Origin of the sequence: Collinsella sp. AM12-1, from assembly GCF_003472325.1 — a bacterium.
Taxonomy (GTDB): Bacteria; Actinomycetota; Coriobacteriia; order Coriobacteriales; family Coriobacteriaceae; genus Collinsella.
Map to the genome: position 1 here is coordinate 144,240 of NZ_QRLS01000001.1, position 22,290 is coordinate 166,529.

Annotated in this window: 14 protein-coding genes; 3 read left to right on the forward strand and 11 right to left on the reverse strand. The window is 61.9% G+C overall.

Going from position 1 to position 22,290, the window contains the following annotated elements; genetic code table 11:
• Window position 1 precedes the first annotated feature (1 nt).
• Window positions 2–955: a ribosome small subunit-dependent GTPase A gene (gene rsgA, locus DW136_RS00595; RefSeq protein WP_199576922.1), complete on the reverse strand. Its 954-nt coding sequence runs from the start codon at window positions 953–955 to the stop codon at window positions 2–4.
• 458 nt (window positions 956–1,413) lie between these two features.
• Window positions 1,414–4,095, reverse strand: a complete 2,682-nt coding sequence (locus DW136_RS00600; protein WP_118288844.1) for a cation-translocating P-type ATPase — start codon at window positions 4,093–4,095, stop codon at window positions 1,414–1,416.
• Window positions 4,096–4,537: 442 nt separating this feature from the next.
• Between DW136_RS00600 and pyk the strand changes: the two genes are divergently transcribed.
• Both pyk and DW136_RS00610 read left to right on the forward strand, forming a co-directional pair.
• Window positions 4,538–5,998 (forward strand): pyruvate kinase, encoded by a 1,461-nt coding sequence (pyk, locus tag DW136_RS00605; RefSeq protein WP_089572705.1) that lies wholly within the window; start codon window positions 4,538–4,540, stop codon window positions 5,996–5,998.
• 422 nt (window positions 5,999–6,420) lie between these two features.
• Entirely contained in the window at window positions 6,421–7,494 is a 1,074-nt protein-coding gene (locus tag DW136_RS00610) for a hypothetical protein (protein ID WP_147351622.1), read from the forward strand.
• Here DW136_RS00610 and DW136_RS00615 read toward each other — a convergent pair.
• From DW136_RS00615 to pheS, 6 genes are all read right to left on the reverse strand, one after another.
• Complete coding sequence (locus tag DW136_RS00615) at window positions 7,491–8,339, reverse strand: hypothetical protein (RefSeq protein WP_118288846.1); 849 nt, start codon at window positions 8,337–8,339, stop codon at window positions 7,491–7,493. The two genes, DW136_RS00610 and DW136_RS00615, sit on opposite strands and share 4 nt — an antisense overlap.
• An 80-nt stretch (window positions 8,340–8,419) precedes the next feature.
• Window positions 8,420–9,187 carry an energy-coupling factor ABC transporter ATP-binding protein gene (locus DW136_RS00620; protein WP_233546503.1) on the reverse strand — a complete coding sequence of 256 codons (768 nt, stop codon included), beginning with the start codon at window positions 9,185–9,187 and terminating at the stop codon, window positions 8,420–8,422.
• Window positions 9,188–9,233: 46 nt separating this feature from the next.
• Entirely contained in the window at window positions 9,234–10,070 is an 837-nt protein-coding gene (locus DW136_RS00625) for an energy-coupling factor transporter transmembrane protein EcfT (protein WP_118288848.1), read from the reverse strand.
• Window positions 10,048–11,133 (reverse strand): cobalt transporter CbiM, encoded by a 1,086-nt coding sequence (gene cbiM, locus DW136_RS00630; RefSeq protein WP_118288849.1) that lies wholly within the window; start codon window positions 11,131–11,133, stop codon window positions 10,048–10,050. The genes DW136_RS00625 and cbiM overlap by 23 nt, the downstream gene beginning before the upstream one ends.
• Window positions 11,134–11,383: 250 nt before the next feature.
• Window positions 11,384–13,837 (reverse strand): phenylalanine--tRNA ligase subunit beta, encoded by a 2,454-nt coding sequence (gene pheT / locus DW136_RS00635; RefSeq protein WP_118288850.1) that lies wholly within the window; start codon window positions 13,835–13,837, stop codon window positions 11,384–11,386.
• 186 nt (window positions 13,838–14,023) lie between these two features.
• Entirely contained in the window at window positions 14,024–15,100 is a 1,077-nt protein-coding gene (gene pheS, locus DW136_RS00640) for a phenylalanine--tRNA ligase subunit alpha (RefSeq protein ID WP_055250566.1), read from the reverse strand.
• A gap of 504 nt (window positions 15,101–15,604) precedes the next feature.
• Between pheS and DW136_RS00645 the strand changes: the two genes are divergently transcribed.
• Window positions 15,605–17,179 (forward strand): carboxypeptidase M32, encoded by a 1,575-nt coding sequence (locus DW136_RS00645; RefSeq protein WP_117583829.1) that lies wholly within the window; start codon window positions 15,605–15,607, stop codon window positions 17,177–17,179.
• 205 nt (window positions 17,180–17,384) lie between these two features.
• On the opposite strand, the gene glmM is transcribed toward DW136_RS00645, so the two are convergent.
• From glmM to DW136_RS00660, 3 genes are all read right to left on the reverse strand, one after another.
• Window positions 17,385–18,716 carry a phosphoglucosamine mutase gene (gene glmM / locus DW136_RS00650; RefSeq protein ID WP_118288851.1) on the reverse strand — a complete coding sequence of 444 codons (1,332 nt, stop codon included), beginning with the start codon at window positions 18,714–18,716 and terminating at the stop codon, window positions 17,385–17,387.
• An 83-nt stretch (window positions 18,717–18,799) separates the two neighbouring features.
• Complete coding sequence (locus DW136_RS00655; RefSeq protein WP_118288852.1) at window positions 18,800–21,112, reverse strand: DUF4012 domain-containing protein; 2,313 nt, start codon at window positions 21,110–21,112, stop codon at window positions 18,800–18,802.
• 149 nt (window positions 21,113–21,261) lie between these two features.
• Window positions 21,262–22,284 (reverse strand): DMT family transporter, encoded by a 1,023-nt coding sequence (locus DW136_RS00660; protein ID WP_199580124.1) that lies wholly within the window; start codon window positions 22,282–22,284, stop codon window positions 21,262–21,264.
• Between the last annotated feature and the right edge of the window lie 6 nt (window positions 22,285–22,290).

The following is a 22,290-nucleotide window of genomic DNA, read 5'->3' on the forward strand; positions in this document are numbered from 1 at the left end:
ATTACAGATGGACATCGGGATCGAGCATTTGAGCACTCACGCGCATGGATGACGCCAGGTTTTGGAACGTTTCCAAACGCAGACTGTCGATCTGCCCGGCGTCCTCGGCCTCGCGAACGGCGCAACCCGGCTCATGGGTATGCGTGCAATCGCCAAACCGGCACGCGCGCGATGCCTCGACAATCTCGGGGAAGGCGCGCGCCAGACCCCGCTCGTGACCCACGAGCGGTAAGCTGCGCAGGCCCGGGGCATCGGCGATCACGCCGGCGTCGCCCGGCAGCGCTACCATCACGCGCGCGACGGTAGTGTGACGGCCCTGGTCGTCGCGTTCGCGCACACCGCCGGTCGCCAACGTATCGTGGCCCAGCAGCGCATTGAGCAGCGTCGACTTGCCGGCACCCGACTCGCCCAGAATCATGGCGCAGCTCCCGGCAGGCACGCAGGCACGGACCTCGTCCAGGCCGCGGCCCTCGGCAGAGGACGTCACGATCACGCGCACGTCCGGACCCACCAGGCGGCGCACGCGGTCTAGATCGCGCTCGAGCTCCCCGGCATCGCAGCGGTCAGCTTTGGTGAGTACCACCACCGGTTCGGCATCGCAGTCGAGCGCCAACACCAGCGAGCGCGCCACGCGGTCGAGCAGCACCTCGCCGGCACCGAGCGCCTGCACGATTAGCACGCTATCCACGTTGGAGCAGAGCACCTGGCGCTCTCCGCGGGCACGGCCGCGCCAACGCTCAAAGCTCGTACGGCGCGGCAGCACGCACTCAATCACGCCCATATCGTGCCCGGGAGCGCGGCGCACCGCCACACGATCTCCCACGGCAGGCAGCAGGACCTCGTCCTCGCCGCGTGACTTGGCAAACCCCACGGCATGCTCGGCACGAAACGTGTCATCGGCAGTCGCCACCAGTGGAAACCCGCGATCCAAGCGCACCACGGTGCCAAGCTGCATCTGCTCGGGTTCCTCAGCATGTGCGCAGAAATCATCAAAGGCAGCCTGCTGAGCTTCATCGACCGGCAGGTCATCGAACGCCGGAACGTCCTGCAGCGCGTCGAGTCCCGGCACGCTTGCCAGCAGCTCCTCAGCAGGTGCGGGAGCCTCGGTCGCGAGCTTCCGACGACGATCGCGCTTAGCCCGCGCCCCCGTCGTCTTTTTCTTCGCCTTAGCCCTAGCCTTGCCCACAAGCGCCTCCCAGCACCATAAATCACAACTGAGCAGGTATTTTCCCACAAAAAAGAGTCGGTCGAGCAAACGCTCGACCGGCTCACACACTTTCCCTCAGCTCATGGTCCCGAGAGGTTATCCGAAGGCCCGACGCCGGGAGGGGTTTCTTCTGAGCGATCCCGCAGCGCGAAGCGCGAGGACCAGCGAAGAAGAAAACACGCAGGGGCGGGCCCGGACAGGTTAACTTACTCCTTCTCGACCGCGCGCATGATCGCCTTGTAGATCTCCATCAGCGGGATGATCAGGAAGGCAAGGCCCAGCGCGGCAAGAACGCCCTTGAGCTCAAGCGTCACGGGGCCAAAGAACATCTCGGCAAGCGTCGGCTGCACGGTCACGATCACCGTCAGCACCAGTGCCAGCGCGGCGGAAGCCCACAGCCACTTGTTCTGCTTCTTCATGGTGAACAGCGACGCACGACGGCTGCGCATATTGAAGCAGTGGAAAATCTCGACCATGTTGAGCGTGATGAACGCCATCATCACGCCTTCCTCGTCGGCATTGCCGGCGATCATATCGGCGATGTGGATGTAGCCCATGTCAAAGTACACGCCCACAAAGAAGCTCGCCAGCACCAGCACGGTGATGATTAAGCCCTGGACCACGCAGTCCAGACCCATGTTGCCAGCAAAGACGCCGTCCTTGGCGTTGCGCGGCTTGCGCTTCATGATGTCGCCCTCGGCATCCTCCATGCCCAACGCGAGCGCAGGGAAGCAGTCGGTAACCAGGTTCACCCACAGCAGCTGCACCGGCTGGAAGATGGTAAAGCCGATGAGCGTGGCGATAAACACCGAGAAGACCTCGGCAAGGTTGGCCGAAAGCAGGAACTGGATGACCTTGCGGATGTTGTCGTAGATGCGACGGCCCTCTTCGCAGGCACCGATGATGGTGGCGAAATTGTCGTCGGCAAGCACCATGTCGGCGACGTTCTTGGTGACATCGGTACCGGTGATGCCCATGCCCACGCCGATGTCGGCGCGCTTGATGGACGGGGCGTCGTTGACGCCATCGCCCGTCATGGCCACGATCTGGTCACGCGACTTCCAGGCCTCGACGATGCGGGTCTTGTGCTCGGGCTGGACGCGGGCGTACACGCCGTAGTCCTCGATGTGCGCGTCGAGCTCCTCGTCGCTCATGCGATCGAGGTCGGCACCGGTGATGGCATGGCTGCGATCGGTGACGATGCCCAGCTGCTTGGCGATGGCCACGGCGGTGTCGATGTGGTCGCCCGTGATCATGACGGTGCGGATACCGGCGTCGTGGGCCTCGCGGATGGCTTCGGCGACCTCGGGGCGGACCGGGTCGATCATGCCGGACAGGCCGCAGAAGACCAAGTCGTGCTCGAGCGCAGCGGGGCTGCAGTCGCTCGGGACCTCGGTGTAGGTGCGGCTTGCCAGCGCCAGCACGCGCAGAGCCTCGTCGGCCATGGCCTTGTTGGCGGCCACGAGCTCGGCGCGACGCTCCTCGGTCAGCGGGACGACCTTTTCGCCCTCGTAGATATGGGTGCACAGGCCGATCACCACGTCGGGCGCGCCCTTGGTGTACTGCTCGTACTCGCCATCCAAGGTCTCGACGATCACGGACATCATCTTGCGGCCCGAGTCGAACGGGGCCTCGCCCACGCGCGGATGCTCGGCAGTCAGGCCGGTGAGGCCAGCCTTGCCGGCGTCGTTGACGAGCGCGCACTCGGTCGGCTCGCCCACGGCCTCGCCCAGCTCCTCGTCCCACTGAGCATCGGAGCACAGCGCCATGCCGGCCAGGAACTTCTCCTTGGGCGCAGCGAGCTCGTGCTTGACGACGGTCATCTTGTTCTGGGTAAGGGTACCGGTCTTGTCGGAGCAGATGGTCTGTGTGCAGCCAAGGGTCTCGACAGCAGAGAGCTTGCGGATAATCGCCTGGCGCTTGGCCATCTTGGTCACGCCAAGCGAAAGGACGATGGTCACAACGGCAACAAGGCCCTCGGGGATGGCGGCGACGGCGAGCGAGACGGCAACCATAAAGGTGTCGAGCAGGGCAGTCGGATCGGTAAGGACGTTGCCCACGCCGTGGCGGAGGATGTCAACGCCAAAGATGACGACGCAGATGACGATCACCATGATGGTGAGGATGCGGCTGAGCTCGGCGAGCTTCACCTGCAGCGGCGTGAGCTCTTCCTTGGCCTCGGCCAGGGCGCCGGCGATCTTGCCCATCTCGGTGTTCATGCCGGTGCCGACCACGACGGCGCGACCACGGCCGTACACGACGGTGGAGCCCATATAGCACATGTTCTTACGGTCGCCGAGCGGCACGTCGTCGGTGCCGGCGGCGAGCTCGATCACGTTGGCATGCTTCTCGACGGGCACGGACTCGCCGGTGAGCGCGGCCTCTTCGATCTTCATCGTGGCGCTCTCGAGCACGCGGCAGTCGGCCGGAACGGAGTCGCCCGCCTCGAGCATGATCACGTCGCCGGGCACGAGCTCGGCGCTCGGCAGGTGCACGAGTTTGCCGTCGCGCAGCACCTTGGACTGCGCCGCGCTCATCTCCTGCAGGGCCTCGAGGGCCTCCTCGCTCTTGGCTTCCTGGACCACGCCCAGCACCGAGTTGATGATAACGACGAACATGATAATGGCGACGTCGGCAAAGTCGGGCTCGCCCTTGACCATGCCCGTGAGCGCGCTGATAACGGCGGCAACGATCAGCATGATGACCATGGGGTCGGCCATCTGCTCAAAGAAACGCTTCCACAGCGGCGTCTTCTCGGCTTCCTCGAGCTTGTTAGGGCCTGTCTTGGCGAGGCGCGATGACGCCTCGTCGCTGCTCAGGCCGAGGTTCTCATCGACACCTTGGTCGCTGAGCACCTCCGCCGCGGCGGACAGGTATTCCTTTTGCATATAGAGTCCCCTCCTGGGATTCGGGCCACTCAGCAGATTGATGCCCGATCATAATTCCCAGGAGAAGGGCAAGGGCTCATCAAGGCTGCCGTGCTGAGCGGCAGTTGATAGTGGAGCTATGGTACCCCAAAGCGGCGCGTCTAGCCAAAACAATCGGTTTGGAAATATGGTCCGCACGCAACGGTGCAGACCGTGTGATGCTCAACATTGGTAAAACGTTTTTTCTTCGGCACATCGCCAAACTGACATATCTCCCAGATAGCAGCGGTTGGAGTGGTTGGTAAAGATTTTTCATATACCGTTTTTCCCGCAAAAAATGAACTTCCATTTCGGCATACGGTCGATTTTTTGGGGTATTCGGTCGGCATTTCGTTATAATCATCTCGGTTTTATTTCTTATGGTTTATCTATCAGCGCAAGACGATGTCAGATGGAGGTCTGAATGTACAAGCGCACTAAGATTGTATGCACCATGGGTCCCGCCTGCGATAGCGACGAGACCATCCGCGAGATGATCAAGGCGGGCATGAACGTCGCCCGTTTTAACTTCTCGCACGGCTCCTACGACGAGCACCACGGTCGCATCGAGCGCGTCCGCCGTATTTCCAAGGAGCTCGGTCTGCCTGTCGGCATCCTGCTCGACACCAAGGGCCCCGAGGTCCGCACCGGCCTTCTGGTCGACGGCAAGAAGGTTGCCGTCAAGACCGGCGATAAGATCGTCGTCACCGCTCAGCCCACGTCCGAGGATTTCCATGGCACCGCTGAGCACATCTCCCTCGACTACCTGGCTCTGCCTTCCGAGGTCGAGAAGGGCTCCCTCATCCTGATCGATGACGGCCTGGTTGCCCTCGAGGTCGAGTCCGTCGACGGCCAGGACATGACCTGCGTCGTCAAGAATGACGGCCTGATCGGCGAGCGCAAGGGCGTCAACATGCCCAACGTCAACATCTCGCTGCCCGCCATCACCGAGCGCGATCGTCAGGACATCCTCTTTGGCCTGACCGAGAACATCGACTACATCGCCGCTTCCTTCATCCGTGACGGCGAGTCCGTCCGTGGCATCCGCAAGCTTTGCCGCGAGAACGGCGGCGAGCACGTGACGATCTTCCCGAAGATCGAGTGCGCCCTGGGCGTCGAGAACTTTGACGAGATCCTCGAGGCTTCCGACGGCATCATGGTCGCCCGTGGCGACCTGGGCATCGAGATCAAGCCCGAGCTCGTTCCCCACATCCAGAAGGAGATCATCGCCAAGTGCAACGCGGCCTACAAGCCCGTCATCACCGCTACGCAGATGCTCGACTCCATGCAGCAGAACCCGCGCCCGACGCGCGCCGAGGTTGCCGACGTTGCTAACGCCATCTACGACGGCACCGACGCCGTCATGCTCTCTGGCGAGTCCGCTGCCGGTAAGTACCCGGTCGAGGCCGTCAAGATGCAGGCCAGCATTGCTCTCGAGACCGAGAAGTACCTCCCGGCCCACGCTCCGCTCGAGGTTCCGGCCGATGCTCACGGCACCCGCGTTGTCAACAACGTTGTGGGTATGTCCGCTGTGAACATGGCCACCACCGTTGGCGCCAAGTGCATCACCGTGCCGACGACCACCGGTCGTACTGCTCGCCTGATCTCGCACTTCCGTCCCAACATGCCGATCTGCGCGTTCTCCCGCCACGAGTGGGCCGTCCAGCAGATGATTATGTACTGGGGCGTTATCCCGCATCAGGCCGAGATTACCCAGGGCACCGTCAACGGCACGATCGTCAAGGCGATCGAGACCGCTAAGGAGCTCGGCTACGTCGAGGCTGGCGATTTGACCGTCGCTACCGCCGGCGATCCCCGCATGAGCGTCCAGCTCGAGGACAAGGTCTCCTCGACCAACGTCGCTTACGTCGCTCAGGTGCGTTAAGTCGTACTTGCAAGCATGTTTGCATTGCAAAGGGCCCGGAAGGCTTCGCCTTCCGGGCCCTTTTTCTGTGTCAATGCCGGCGCACGGCAAAACATGCACTCATTTCTTTACTAAAAGGGCGAAATCCACCTTTCGAGGCCCAATAAATAAAGTCCCAAGCGCTAAAAGTGTTCGCCCAGCGGCAAACCCACACCTTAACCGACGCTGCTAAATCGTTTTAGCAAAAGCCGGATCGACCTGGTTTTCGGAAGTATGCGGCAAATTCTGAGACCTCCGAGCACACCCCGTTTTTTCGCAACAAAATGCCTGATAAACTAGCCTCAAAAGCCAGGTCTGCTCACAGGGTTCAGATTTTGCCGCATACTTCCGAATTGACGCTGGCATCGCACGGTCCAAAAGCACATTTCGACCAGGAGGATATCATGGACCTGACGCTATGCGGTCAATCCGCTTTTTACTATCACCGTATCCCGCCGCAGGTATTAGGCCTTTACCCCGCCATTAGCCTTGGCAATATGGATCGCAGATGTTGCGGCCTCGGAAGTCATGCAGTTGTAAAAGAACTGCTTCACACACCGCTTCACAGGCTTGTATTCACTCGGGCACAATCCGGGTCGCGAAGCCTGTTTAAATCGCACCTCCTGACCCAAGAGCCGCCTCCTGGGTCGTTTAGGCAGACTGAGCATGGGTTTGATGTCACTTCACCGGAGTTCACGCTGCTCAGCCTTGCCACGCAGGTCTCACGCAGCCAGTTACTCATGGCTTGCTACGAGATGTGCGGCTCCTTTGCAGTGTTTAAGCCCTGCGAGCGAACGCGACAACAACTCGATGAAGCTATTTCGCTTAAGCTCATTCCGCCCAACTGCGGCTGGGAGCTAGTTAACGACACCAAGGGCAATGACACCAACTTGTGGAAGCGCACGCCGCTTCTTACCGCAACGGATATCGCCGCGTTCGCCAAGCAAGCCGCAGGCCTGCGCGGCGTCAAACAACTGCGTTGGGCGGCCGAGCACATGACGGGGCAGACCGCCTCGCCCTTCGAAGTCCAGACGTCCATACTCATCTCGCTCCCCCGCGACGAGGGCGGCTTGGGCATCGACATCACCAATAACGCGCGCATCCCGCTCAGCGAAGCTGCACGTTCGCTGTATAACAAAACCTGCTGTTACGCCGATATCCTCATCGAAAGCGCCACCGACAGCATGGGCGTCATTCTGGAATGTCAAGGCCGCTCAGCCCACGACAGCGAAGCCGCGAGCCTCTCCGATGCCGAACGCGCCACCGCACTCACGAGCATGGGCTACGACGTCATCCAAATCACCTATGACCAGATTAAGGATAAGAAAAGCTTCGACCACATAACCGAGCTCATCCATAAAAAGGCTGGGCTTCCCTACACCCCAAAGACCAAACAGGAGCGTACTGCCGAAGATACCCTGCGGCAAGAGCTATTTGTCGATTGGGTTGAGCTATTCACTGTCAAGCCGGCCAGCTAGCAGCTAGCGATCAGGGGCAACGCGGGCACACCGGGTGATGCAATTCGAGCGGCAAAGCCCACCTCGGTCAGCTCGCTGACCTCGGTAAACGTTGCATCGAAAAACTCCTCAGTTAGCAGGCGGTATGGCGGATGATCGGGCTCGCCGGGGTTTTCGCGCACAATCTCGTGCATAACGCCGATGGTCTTGAGCACATGCTCCTTATGGATGGGATACTGCCCAAAACGCGTCGCCGCAGTATACAGGCGATCGGTCGCGCGCGGAATCGAAACAATGCCGAGTGTCTTGCCAAACCAGTCAAAGTCGCCTTGCTTTTTAATGCGGAACTCCTCACACGGCTTGCCGCCGTGCGCCTCCAGATACTGATTCACGCGTGTATTCCATACGGCATCGGCCACCAGATGCGACCAGACGCCCAGCGTTAAATCGAGCAGCGACTGCGCCACATCTTCGGACGCAAGCGAGAACTCACAGGCGCCGGGACCGACAACCGGCTCGGCATCCCTGTAGCGCTGAGGATAGTGCACGCGGTTCAGTCGCTCGCGCTCCTCGACAATCGAGGTCGCCGCGGCTGGCGCACCGGTGGGCGAACTTTTAAGCAGCGGCGTCACATAGGTATCCCAGAACTCGTGCTCGCGTGGTTTGGGGATAGGCTCGGGCTTAGCAAAGTGCGTGATGCGGTACGGGATGGGATCGGCAATGCCGGGAACCATGTAGCCCACAAAGATGTCCGGAACCACGCAGCCAAACAAAAAGGCATTGCGGTCGCGCACGCTATCGGCAAGCACGCTAGCACGTGTCAGCAAGCGCTCCGTTTGAGCGATATGAATGTTCCAGCTTGGCATAGCCACCCCCATAAAAAACCTGGATAACTATACCATCACGGCAAAGCCGCGCGGGCGGCTACGCATCCTCTACGCAGCAACTATTCCGCAGCACCGCTCTCGGTTCCATACGACGGCGAAGGCGCCTCGACCACATGGTGATATCGATCGATATAGATGGCACGGGCCCCCAAGCGGCGCACCAAATCTTGATGGTGCGTACTCATCAAAACCGTCTTACCGGCAGCAACGTAGGCCAGCAAAAAGTTGACTACGATGTCGCACGAGTCCTCATCGAGCCCGTTGGTGGGCTCATCGAGCACTAGGATATCGGGGTTCATCGATACGACTGCCGCCAGCGCAACGCGCTTCTTTTGCCCGCCCGAAAGCTGATAGGGCGAGGCATCGACCAGATCGGCAACCTGGAACAGCTCCATGGCATCGCGGACGCGGCGCTCGAGCTCGTCTGTCGGCAGCCCCATCTGCGCGGGACCAAAAGCAACTTCCTCGCCCACCGTGGCACAGAACAGCTGGGCGTCGGCATTCTGGAACACAAAGCCCACGCGCTGATGAAAACGCTGAGCGGCTGCGGAATCCTTGAGATATGCCGCATCGACCACGCGCCCATCGAACAGGTACGCACCCGCGTCCGTGAGCTCAAGGCCGTTAATAAGGCGCATGATCGTCGTCTTGCCACAACCGTTAGGACCAAGCAGGGCAACGAGTTCACCACGATCGACCTGCAGCGAAACGCCGTCGACCACCGTATGCCCCGTATATGAGAACACCACGTTGCGCAGCTCGATGAGCGGCGCGGCCTCGCCGCCCGCACCGTTCGTGCCCGCCGCACTATTCATATCGATCGTCAAAACGTCGCCCTTCCCTATTTGCATCCCCAGCAAGAACCAGCAGCGCCTACAGCACGGCGCACAACACTGCCAGCAGTGCCACGCCGGCCGCATAGACCGCATCGCGCCAGCCAAACCCGGCGCGCGCGGGCGCCGGATACGCACCGGCAAAGCCGCGGCAAAGCATAGCCTCGTCCATCGCGTGGCTGCATTCCATCGCCTTGATAAACGTCATGCCCATGATACCCGCCAGCGAGTCGGTGCGCGAAAAACCCGCAGGCGCACGACCCACGCTGCGCAGCATGACCGATTCGCACAGATCGTGCGCCGTGCGTCCCAGCACCTCGATGTGTTTGAGCGCCATATCAAACGTAAAGATAACTTCGTCGGGTAGATGCAGCATCTTGAGCGCCGCCGACATGCGGCTCCAGGTAAGCGTCCATGAAACGCCCAGCACCAGCGACACATTAATGAAGGTCTTGAGCGCGATCTTGAGCATGGCGCCCGTGGCAGACGCGCCCAGCAGCAGGGCAGGCAGTGCCAAAACCACCGCAAGCCCCGTGGCGCCGAGCGCCGGTACAAAGGTTGCCCGCAGCCCGCGTACGGGGCGCACGGCAACGAGCACCAGCGCGATGGCCGCCATCAACATGAGGTACAGCGGGCTCTGCGTCAGACACACGCACAGGACGCAAACGAACATCCCCACCAGGCGCACCGGAGCCGAAACGCAAGAAAGGGCGCGGTCGACCATCGACCCGCCCTCGTGCGCGCCTCCACCCAGGCGAACCCGCTCAAGCAGGCTCGCCAGGTGCAGGACATTCTTTTGCATCACACGATGCCGAGCCCCCGCGGGCTCGTAACGCTCCTCGGCCGCAAGCCAACTAGGCAGCTCGGCTATTGCCATGAGCACCGCTTTCCTTGACCGTCAGCGAGACCAGGCGGAATGTGATGGTGAGCACCGCCACGCCAATCACGCCCGAAAGAATATACATCGCAGCCTGGCCGGCAAAGCCAAGGCCCTGCTCCTCGGAATAGGCCTGCAGATAATCGACCGTGGGCAGGGCATCGGCAAAGGTCGGGGTATCGAGGCCGACCGAAGCCTGCAGGCTGTCGTCGCCAGCCTCCTGAACGGCAGTCGCGGCGCCCTCGGCGTCCCACTCGCCCCATGCGTCACCCGTGGCCAGCAGGCCCAGCGGCGTGGCCACAACAAGCACGGCGACCAGGATGAGCGTGGGGACCAGCGAGGTCTTCTTAGCGGCAGCGCTCTCGGCAGCAAGCTGGCCATCGACGGCCTCGGGCCCGACGATAACGCTCGGCGCCGTCTTCTTAATGAAACCATAGATGGCGGCCGTCGCCACGCCCTCGACCACGCCGGCAACCAGCATATGCGGGATCAACATGGCAGGAATAGCCACGGACAGCGGGAAGGGGCAGTACAGCGGAGCGCCCGAAGCGTTGGTGAAGAGCATCGGCTGAATACCAAACTCGATTGCCGCGCACAGGGCCGCCAGGCACAGGCCGACCCAGCCGCTCACGATGGCCGAAACCGAGGTGCCCCAGCTCTTGTCGTGCAGACGGCTGTTGAGCGCACGGAACACGATAGCAGCGGTAAACGGCAGCACAAAGGCCATGTTAAAGCAGTTGGCGCCAAACGACAAAACGCCGCCGTCGCCAAACAGCAGCGCCTGCAGCGCCAGCGCGACCGAGACAGCGATAGCCGCGGCCTCGGGGCCCAGCAGCAGTGCGATGAGTGCGCCGCCGACGGCGTGACCAGTGGTGCCGCCAGGCAGCGGCACGTTGAACATCATGAGCAAGAAGGAGAATGCGGCGCAAATACCCAGAAAGGCCATGTGCTCGCGATCGAGCGTGGCGCGCACCTTCTTAATGCAGTGAACCCAAACGGGAACCATCGCCACCGCCATGACGGCATCGGTCTGCGGGGACAGGTAGTTGTCTGGAATGTGCATATACGCCTCCCGGTTGCCGGCGCATGGGATTGCAGCGCCGCCTGAAACATTTCATCAGTGTTACGAGCTAGATGATTCGTAACACGCCGCAGGCTATGATAGCAAAACGGCGCGCCGCCACAAAAGCAGCACGCCGTTTTGTAATGCGCGTGTCATATATGCAGGGTCAGCGATGCCTTATTCCGAACACCGCGGTCGCGCAGAGCTCCGCAGCAACCGCCATCAGGCCCTACGCCCCCCATCGCAAGCCCTAGCCGCGGACCTCGCCGTTTACGCCCTTGCACACCTTGGTGACGATCTTCTGGTGCGCCTTCTCGACCTCTTCGCTGGTAAGCGTGTGGTCGTCGGAGCGATACGTAAGCGCAAAGGCCATGGACTTCTTGCCCGCACCGATGCGGACCGGATCGCGGTAGACATCGAACAGGCGCACGCCCTCGAGCAGCTTGCCGCCGGCACTGGTAATGCGACGCTCAAGATCCTCGCAGGTCACAGTGTTGTCGACCACAATGGCAAGGTCATGCTCAACAGCCGGGTACTGCGAGAACTCGCGATAGTTCTCCTGGTTGCGGGCGCCCTTGATCAGCTTGTCCAAATCGAGCTCAAAGGCAACGACGACCTCATCGATGCCCATCGCCTCGCGCGCCTCGGGGTGAATCTCGCCGACCCAGCCCAGCACGGTTCCGCCGGACAGAACCTCGGCCGCACGACCCGGCTGCAAGAAAGCGTAGCCCTCGCCCTCGACGGGACGGAAGCGAACCTTCTCGATGCGCAGCTGGGCGAGCAGCTCCTCGACAATGCCCTTGCCAAAGAAGAAGCGCAGCTTGCGGTACTTCATGTTCCAGGACTGCTCGCTCCACTGGCCCGAGAGCACACCCGCCACGGACTTGGTCTCCTTGGGCAGGCTGGCGTTCTCGCGACCGTGGAACAGGCTGCCGACCTCGTACAGATGCACGTTAGGCGTGCCGTGGGCCTCGTTGTAGGCCACAGACTGCAGCAGACCCGGCAGCAGCGAGCGGCGCATCTCGGTCTGCTCGGCCACCAGCGGGTTCATGAGAACCACGGGGCAGCCGCGGCCCTCGGTGGACATACCGATCTTCTCCAGGTCGCCCGGGGCGGCAAAGCCAAAGGTCGTGGTCTCGTTGAGGCCACAGGCGCGCAGGATCTCGCCGACCTTGCGGGTGAGCTTCTGCTCGCGGGTCAGGCCGCCGATGTGGTTCTTGGCAGCCGGGATGGTCGCCGTCACGCGGCCCATGCCCCACAGGCGCAGGACCTCCTCGATCAGGTCGATCTCACGCGGCAGGTCGGGACGGAAGCTCGGCGGCGTGACCATGAAGTCCTCGCCGTCGCGCTCGACGGTGCAGCCCAGACGGGTGAGCGAACGCTCGATAAAGTCGGGCTCGATGTCGGCACCGCAGATGGCATGCACGCGGGCCAGGCGCAGCCTAATGCTGTCGATGGTCTTGGGCGCGGGGAACACGTCCACATAGCCGGGGGCGACCTCGCCGCCGGCGATCTCCTCGATAAGCGCGCACGTCACATTGGCGACGTCCACGCAGCCGGTCTCGTCGACCTGGCGCTCAAAGCGAATGGAGGCGTCGGAGATCAGCGACAGATCGCGGCTGGTGTGCGAGGTGCGACCGGCGTTGAAGCAGGCGCTCTCGACCATCACGTCGACGGTGTCGTCCTCGATCTCGGAATCCATGCCGCCCATAACGCCGGCCAACGCCACGGGGCGCTCGCCGTCGGTGATAAGGCCCATGCCGGCGTCGAGCACGCGCTCTTCGCCATCGAGCGTCGTGAATTTCTCATCCTGCTGGGCGGCGCGAACCACCACGCGACGGTGGCCATCGCGCTCGGCAAAGGTGTCCAGGTCAAAGGCGTGCAGCGGCTGACCGGTGAGCATCATCACGTAGTTGGTGATGTCGACGATGTTGTTGTGCGGACGCACGCCCAGGGCGTTAAGGCGCTTGACCATCCAGTCGGGCGACGGGCCGACCTTCACGTTGCGCACGATGCGGGCGACATAGCGGTCGCACAGGCCCTCGTCGGCAATCTCGACGGAAAGCTCGTCGTCGGTCGCGCGGCCAGTCTCCGCCTTGATGGCGGGCAGCTCAACGTGGAAATCGCGATCGAAAATGGCGCCGGTCTCGCGGGCCATGCCGATCATGGACAGGCAGTCGGGGCGGTTGGGCGTGATCTCGCAGTCGAGCACGGTATCGCTCGAGCCCACATACTCGGCAAACGGCATGCCGCAGGGCGTATCCTCGGGCAGGATCATAATGCCGGAGTGGTCGCCGCCCAGGCCGAGCTCGCGTGCGGAGCAGTTCATGCCCATGGACACGACGCCGCGAAGCTTGCTCTTCTTGATCTTGACGTCGCCGGGCAGAACTGCGCCGATCATGGCCGTGACGATGTGGTCGCCGGCCTCGAAGTTCTGCGCGCCGCAGACGATCTGCAGCGGAGCGGGATTGCCGTCAGCGTCGAGGTTCTTGTCACCCACGTCGACCGAGCACACATACATATGGTCGCTATCGGGGTGCGGGGTCTTGGTGAGCACCTTGGAGGTCACCACGTGGTCGAAGGATTCTCCCACGGTGTCAATCGCCTCGACCTCGGTGCCGGTACGGATATATTCGTCCGAAAGAGTCTTGGGATCCTCCGGAATATCGATCATGGTCTTGAGCCAGTCGTAAGAAACACGCATCTAGCTCTCCTTTCATACTGAAAGCCTGCGAAGAGATGCAGGTGGAAACTTCAACTTTGTGAACATTCCTTACAAAGCGAGGGTTGTCCAAGTGCCGCAGATTGCCTTGAAAGAGGAGGGCCGCGTACTTAGGTACGCAACCGACGATTGAAAGGCAAGGTGCGGTGCTTGGGAAAGCCGCCGGGCCTAGAACTGATTTAAGAAGCGCATATCGCCTGTCATGAGCGTTCTGAGGTCGGGCAGGTCGTAGCGCAGGGCCGCGACGCGCTCGGCGCCAATGCCAAAGGCGAAGCCGGTGTACTTCTCGGGGTCGATGCCGCAGTTGATGAGGACGTTGGGGTCGACCATGCCGCAGCCCAGGATCTCGATCCAGCCGCTGTGCTTGCAGAAGTTGCAGCCCTTACCGCCGCACACGTGGCAGCTCACGTCCACCTCGCAGGAAGGCTCGGTGAAGGGGAAGAAGTGCGGGCGGTAGCGCGTCTTGCGGTCCTCGCCAAACATGCACTTAACAAAGTAGTCGAGCGTGCCCTTCAGGTCGCCGAAGGTGATGCCCTCGTCGACGACCAGGCCCTCGATCTGGTTGAACTGCGGCAGGTGGCAGGCATCGGCCGTGTCGGGACGGTAGACGGTGCCCGGGCAGATCATGTAGATGGGCGGCTTCTGCGACTCCATAGTGTGGATCTGCACGCCCGAAGTCTGGGTGCGCAGCAGCACGTCGGACTCGCCGTGGGCGTGAGCCTCGGGGTGCGCGACGCTGCCGGGGTTGTTGTCGACCACGTAGAAGGTATCGCGGGCCGAGCGGCTCGGGTGATCCATGGGAGCGTTGAGCGCGGTGAAGTTGTAGTAAGAGGTGTCGACCATGGGGCCGGACTCGACGGTGTAGCCGATGCCGCAGAAGATGTCCTCGGCCTCCTCGATGATTTGCTTGATCAGGTGCTGGTGGCCGATCTGCGGACGGATGCCCGGCAGCGTGATGTCGACGGCGTCGTGCTCGAGTGCGCGCTTGAGGGCGGCGGCCTTCATCTCGGTGTTTCGCTCGTCGAGCATGCCCTCGATCAGCTGGCGCATCTCGTTGGCGCGCTTGCCCATCACGGGACGATCCTCGGGGGCGAGCTTGCCCATCATGCGCATCAAGCCGGTGATACGACCCTTGCGACCGAGCAGCTCAACACGCGCAGCCTCGAGCTTGGCGGCGTCATCGGCGCCTGCGACGAGCTCCTTGGCCTCTTCCTCGAGTTTGACCAGATCATCAATCAGACTCATGTCTTCCCTTTCGTCTCTCGCGCATCCACTTGCCGCGGCGGCTGGAGCCACCCGGAGCTGCGGATGTGCGGCCCGGTTCGGTAACAAAAAAACCGCCCTCGGGCATGTGCATTGCCCAAGGACGGTTGAATTCCGCGGTACCACCTTGTTTGACCCGGCGGATGTCTGGCCCGCCGCGCCCACTCTGTGCCCCTTGTCGCGAGGCTCACGGCTTCCCTACTGGGGCTTCGCCGCCGCTGGCCGCGTGCCCGTTGAGGTCGCTGCTCGGGAGTGAACGCTTGGCCCTTGTCACCGCAGGAAGGCTCGCAGCCCATGACCTTCCCTCTCTTGCCGGCGACGCGGCGGGCAAAACCCTCTCCGTCAACGCATTGGGCTATAGGATAACACATTCTGCGTGTGCATCGCCGCGTTCCGTTTTGTTCGCACTGGGTACAAGGCAGGTAGCTGTGCAAACTGGCCGCGCGCCCACCCGAAGCGCTCGGCTCACGAGATCAAGGATATGGTATGGGAAAGAAACTCGATAAGAAGGCCGAGCCTGCAGCGGGCAAGACATCCAAAGGCATGAAGGTCGATAAGGCCGTCAAAAAATTCCGCAAGCTCGAAGGCAAGCTGTGGACTCGTGAGTACCTGCTCAAGATTGCCGAGTTTGACGGCGCGACCATTGCCCCCGCCAACGGCGCAGCAGCGCGTGCCGACGCCATGGGCACGCTTGCCGGCGAGCATCACAAGCTGCTGACCAGCGAGAAGTCCGTTGAGCTCGTACGCTCGTTAGCGCGCGAGACCGTCGCCGGCGGCAAAATCGACGACCCTCAGCTGCTCGACGAGATCCGTGTGCTCGGCCGCGATCAACGTGAGGCCAGTGCCATCCCCACCGAAGAAGCCGAGGCCTGGACCAGGCTCACCTGCGAGGCGGACGCCGTGTGGCGCAAGGCCAAGGCAGCCAACGACTGGGCGAGCTTTGAGACCTATGTGGATAGAATCGTCGCCCAACTTAAGCATCAGGCCGAGCTCATGGACCCCAAGCGCGATCCATACGACGTTTGGCTCGACCAGTACGAGCGCGGCCTTTCCGCCAAGAGCTTCGACGCGTTTTGCGACGAGGTCAAGGCCACGGTCGTGCCGCTCGTGCACGCCATCGGCGAGCGCGGCCAGCAGCCGGCTGCCGACTTTTTGCACGCCCACGTGCCCGAGGCTGCCCAGCGCGCCATGAGCTTCGACCTTATGAAGCTTGTCGGCCTGGACCTGGACGACACCACGCTTGCCTTTACCGAGCATCCGTTTAGCGAGGGCTTTGCCGTGGGTGATGCGCGCATCGCGACGCACATCTACGAGGACGACTGCATCTCCAACGTCTACAGCATCATCCACGAGGCGGGGCACACCATGTACGAGCTGGGCGTCAATCCCGCCTACGCGCGCACCTGCCTGGAGGGCGGCACCTCCATGGGCATCCACGAGAGCCAGAGCCGCTTTTTCGAGAACACCGTGGGTCGCAGCCGCGCCTTTATGGGCCCGCTGCTCGAGGTGCTGCGTCGTCACGCGCCCGAGGTCTACGGCGACGTCGACGAAGACACGCTCTACCGCGCCGTGAACATCGCGCAGCCGTCGTTGATCCGCACCGAGGCCGACGAGCTCACCTATCCGCTGCATATTATGGTGCGCTACCAGATTGAGCGTATGCTGTTTGCCGGCGAGGCTGCGGCCAAGGACATCCCCGCGCTTTGGAACCGCTTTATGGACGAGTACCTGGGCATTCCCGTTCCCGACGACACGCACGGCTGCCTGCAGGATACGCATTGGAGCGGCGGTTCGTTTGGCTACTTCCCCACGTATGCGCTGGGTAGCGCCTACGATGCCATGTTTGTGCCGGCCATGTGCCGCGACGGCGTCGACCTTACCGGTGCCTGCGCGAGCGGCGATCTGGCGCCCGTCCGCGCCTGGCTGGGCGAGCACATTTGGCAGTGGGGCCGCGCCAAAGACGCGCCGGAACTCATCAAGGGCGCCTGCGGCATGGCCTTTGACGCCCGCTACTACTGCAGCTACCTGCAGGACAAGTTCACCACACTGTACGAGCTGTAAGGATTGACCAGCACGCCATCGCCAACGCCAACTATGTTGACGCCAATGTCTTGGCAACGTCAGCGAAAACGACCCTAAGCGAGCAAGGTGACGTGAAATGAAAGGGCGCTGACCTTCTGGTCGCGCCCTTGAAATTGAACGTCAGATTGCCGCTTAGGGGCGTTTGCAGCGTCGAGCAGTTACGCGGTTTGGTAAAACCGCGTAACTACAGAGCCTCGAGCGCGTTGGCAATGCGCTTCATGGCGGCATCGGCGGATGCTTGGTCGGGTGCCTCGGCCAGCACGCGGATAACCGACTCGGTTCCACTCTTGCGTACGAGCACGCGGCCCTCGCCTGCCAGCGCAGCCTCGGCCTCGGCGATGGCGTTCTGCACGCCCATGTTCTCGAGCGCGGCGTCCTTGTCCGCCACGCGCACGGCCACCTGCGCCTGCGGCAGCAGCTTGCACGGAGCCGTGAGCTGCGAGAGCGTCTCGCGCTCGGCACGAATCACTTCCATCACGCGCAGCGAGGTCATAATGCCGTCGCCCGTGCGCTCGATATCGCCAAAGATCGTATGGCCCGTCTGCTCGCCGCCTAGGCTGTAACCGCCCTCGCGCATCTTGGCATACACGTGACGGTCGCCCACACCGCTGGTCACGGCACTTAGGCCGGCAAGCTCCAACGACTTGATCAGGCCAAAGTTGCTGGCAATCGTCGGAACCACGGTACCGCCCGAAAGGCGACCGTGCTTGTTCAGGTACACGCCGCACACGTACAGGATCTGGTCGCCATCGACCACGCGCCCGCGCTCGTCCACGGCCAGGCAGCGGTCGGCATCGCCGTCATAGGCAAAGCCCACGTCCAGGCCCTGCTCCACCACGTGGCGCTGCAGACGCTCCATATGCGTGGAGCCGCAGTCGACGTTGATGTTAAAACCATCGGGCGCGGCATTGATCACGCGCACGTCGGCGCCCAGCGCGTCGAACACCGGCTTGGCCACCGAGGACGCCGAGCCGTTGGCGCAGTCGATGCCGATCTTGACGCCCTGCAGCGAAAAGTTCGCGCTGGCGATGAGCGAGGCAATGTAGCGGTTGCGGCCCTGCATGTAGTCCACCGTGGCGCCGATGTGGTTGCCCGTGGCCAGCGGCACCTCGCTCTTGCCATCGACGCAGTCCTCGATGAGCTCCAGTACGTCCTCGTCCATCTTAAAACCGTCGCTATTGACGAGCTTAATGCCGTTATCGCAAAACGGGTTGTGGCTCGCGCTGATCATGATGCCGCAATCGAAGCAGCCTTCCACGGTCTGATGCGCTACGCCCGGCGTGGGGATCACGTGCAGCATATAGGCGTCCGCACCGCTCGCGACCAGGCCACTCACCAGCGCCGCCTCGAACATATAACTCGAGCGACGCGTGTCCTTACCCACGATGACGCGCGCCTTGCGCTCGCGGTTGGCGCCGTAATACCAGCCCACAAAACGGCCAATCCTATAAGCGTGCTCTACCGTCAGCCCAACGTTAGCCTCACCGCGAAAGCCGTCGGTGCCAAAGTACTTCATGCGCTCTCCTTACAAAATAGGGGCGAACAGATTGCCTGTCCGCCCCAAAATGGTACTCGATTATCTGCGCTACCAGAAAAACCCTACGCCGACGCGCTGTCGCGAGCCGCCTGGCATGTAGGAGTCTGACGCAGCGTAAGCGGCTTGTCCCCCGCCTCGGCTGACGTGGTCAGCGTATATGTGATCGTCGTCGTCTCGCCAGCATGCAGGTCAACGGTGCCCGAATAGAAGGGGATTCCATGCCACGTAGCGGCGCCAAGACCAAACTGGGTGCCCTCGACGGTCAGGCCAGTAATGTTGCCGCCCGTCGGGGCAAACAACGAGACATTCAGACGTTCGTCGTCGCGCGCGGCATCAGGCGCGCTCGCCGCGACGTAGTCGGGCAGCTTGCCGGCCTCCTCCTGCGTCATGATGTTCGTCAGGGTAACGGTGATGCGATACGAGCATGTGCCGTCACCGTTCTTGATGCCCTGGCCAATCTGCGTATCGGCATTCAGGTACCAGTCGAGCTTGGAGAAGCTCAGGTTGTTAAAGTAGACACCAGCAACGGGATCTTCACTCGGGTCATCCGGATCGGGCAGCGAGGCGTCGATGTTCATCTCCTTGATAGCGTTCTGCTCGTCATCGTTTTTCATCCACGCGATCAGGCGGCCCTCTTCGGCACCGCGCTCAACGGCGCTGACAAGCTTCGTAACATCGACATCGCCGATACCGCCAAGGATCTTGTCGAAGGCGGCGCTGGCAACAGCCGCAAAGATACCGTCCGACTCCTCGACCGGATAGTTCCAGTACACATCGTGCATGAGGACCTTTGCGGCGTTGGTGCCGTCGACAACCGTTCCGTCGGGCAGCGACACGTTACCGACCAGGCCCAGCAGATACCGCAGGAACACCGGGTCGATACCCACGACGCCGTCAACGTCCTGGCCATATTGAGATTTCCACAGGGCTGCGACACGCTGCGAGTTGCGGGGCCAATCAGGCGAATAGGTATTGCCCGAGTTGTACAGGTTACTGTGGTTGCCGAACAGCGCCTCATCCTCTTCGTCGACGCTCTCGACTGCCTCATCCTCGCTGAGTCCAATGCGGGGAACAAACTCGCCAATCGACATCTGGCCGTCGGTGACCGAAATCAGGCCCTGCGAACCGCCAAAGCCGCCGCAGGCACGAATCTCGACGTTGTTCATGGCGTACACAAGGTAGTTGCGCGTCTGGCCGTTGGCGCCGAGCATCTGGGGAAGGACGGGGGCGACCTTCTCCGCCGCGTCAACCGCGCCGTTGAGGGTGGCAAAGCCGTCCTTGGCCTTATCGACCAGCTCGGTCACCTGGGAAATATGAGTATCGCCAATGCCCTGGACCTTCTCGTTGGCGCTCTTGAACACCTTTGAGCTATCGGAAAGCGAATCGGCAACGGCCTGCAGCGCGGACACGTTAATCATGCCGTCCTGAAACAACTTGCCGGGCGTGGCCTGCGAAAGGTTGTCGGCCATGGGAACCAGCGCGTTGCTCGAGACATCGGACAGGGCGTCGATCATGGTGCGGGCCGCATTGATGTCGCCGCCATACACCGGAATAAACGAAGCCGCCGTCCACAGCGGGCTCGAGGTCTCCGCCTTCATGCTGTCGCAGAGCTCATCGATCTTCTTCGCGTCGTCAGGCAGCGTCGAAAAATCGCCCGACGTGACCTTGTCCTTAAGGCCACCGACGATCTCGACAGCCTCCTTCGCTTCGCTCTTTACGGTCTTTGCCGAGTTAAGCAGCATAAAGCCGCTTGCGCCAAGCGCAACGAGAAGCACCGCGACCACAGCGGCAACAATGGCGCCGGTGTGACGCTTTTTGCGCTCGCCCTTGCGATGGCGATGACGGACCAGACCGTCAGAGGTCGAACTCGACGAAGCGTCGCTACCGTAGTTCAAGCCAAAATCGTAATAATCTTCCTTGGAACCCGAGCCCGCAAACTCGGCACCGCTATCATCCAGGCGGGCGAACGTGCCAGTCTCGGAGGCACCGGTGTAAATCGTACCAAGGTTACCCGTAAGCCCCGCGCCACCGGCAGAGGGAGTATTGTTGGCGGCCTTGCCGGCATTAACGTTGCCGGCGGCATTTGCGGCGTTGGCAGCACCTGCGTTGTTCGCAGGTACCGAAGGAGCCCCGCTCGGCTGCGACGCGGAGGTTGCACCGCCCGCAAAGACATTCCCTCTTGCACGGCCGGTCTTTTTTGCCTTTTGAGACTGCTCGTACAGAGCGGTAAACATCGCCGTCTCGCCCGGGGACACGCGCTTACCGGAACCGCCCTGTCCAGCGCCGCCCGGCGTGCCGGCCTTACCAGCCCCGTTCGGACGCGGCGGAACTGCAGGACGGCCGCTATCGCTGCCCTTAAAGTGATTACCAGCCATAAAGAAATCCTCGCAATTGAGTCGCAATGAAAAAGTCCATAACGTTACTAGTTTATGGCATTTTGAGCATCGACAGCTAAACTCCAGACACGGACATCAATTGGCGAAAATGCGGCACAACACCTTTTCCGTCCTGGCGGCGGCGCCAGCTACACCGTCAAAAACACCATCGCGATAATCATGGCAAAGCCCGCCAGGTCGGTGGGCAAAAACACCGTTCCCAGCATAAGGGCGCTGGTGATGGTGGCCGAAACCGGCTCCATGGTTCCAAGGAGGCTCGCGCGCACCGAGCCAATCTCCTTAACGCCCTGCATGTAGAACATATAGGCGAAGAACGACCCCACCACAATAAATATCGCGAGCGCGCCGACACCCGAGGGGCCGAGCGCCGGCATATGCGCCCACGGCTGGGTAAAGATACTCATCACGATTCCCGCCGAAAGCATGGCCGAGCCCGTGACGACCGGGCTACCGTATTTGTTGAGGATTCCGGCAGGGATGATTGCTATGCAGGCACCGCCCACTGCGCACAAAAGGCCCGCGAGCAGGCCCATTGGCGAGATACTGAGCGTACTAGGGTCGCCGCCCGTGGCAATTAAAAACGTTCCGCCTAAGGCGAGCAAAATGCCAAGCGCCTCGCGCGTGCGCGGCAGTCGATGCGCGGTGACGCAGGCATACCCCATGACGACCACCAGCTGCAGACACTGAAAGACGGTCGCGGTGCCCGCGTTGGTCAGGCGCACGGCTGACAGATAGCAAAGCTGGTTGAACAGCAGGCCAAAAATCGTAAATAGGATGAGCTGCTTGCGATCGGCAGGGGTAGTCCACAGCTTGATCAAGCGGTCGCGGTCTTTTCTGAGCACGACGAACATAAAGAGCAGGCCAGCGATAACTTGGCGCACGCTCATCAGCCAAAACGTCTCGATATGGCACACGTCAAAGAGGTAGCTGGCGCTGGTGCCGGAAAAGCCCCAAAACGTACCGCCGGCAAACGCGGCGAGTGTACCCAGGGCCATCTTGCGCGTCTGGGCATCGTTGAGGCGGTCGCGCCATGCGCGGCGGGTGCTGCGGCTCAGCTCGTCAGTTCCCTCGGGCACGACAAAATCGGCCGCCGCCGTCATCGGCACCGAAGCCTTTTCGCGTGCGTGCTGCGCTGCGCGCTCCTGTTCCATTCCACT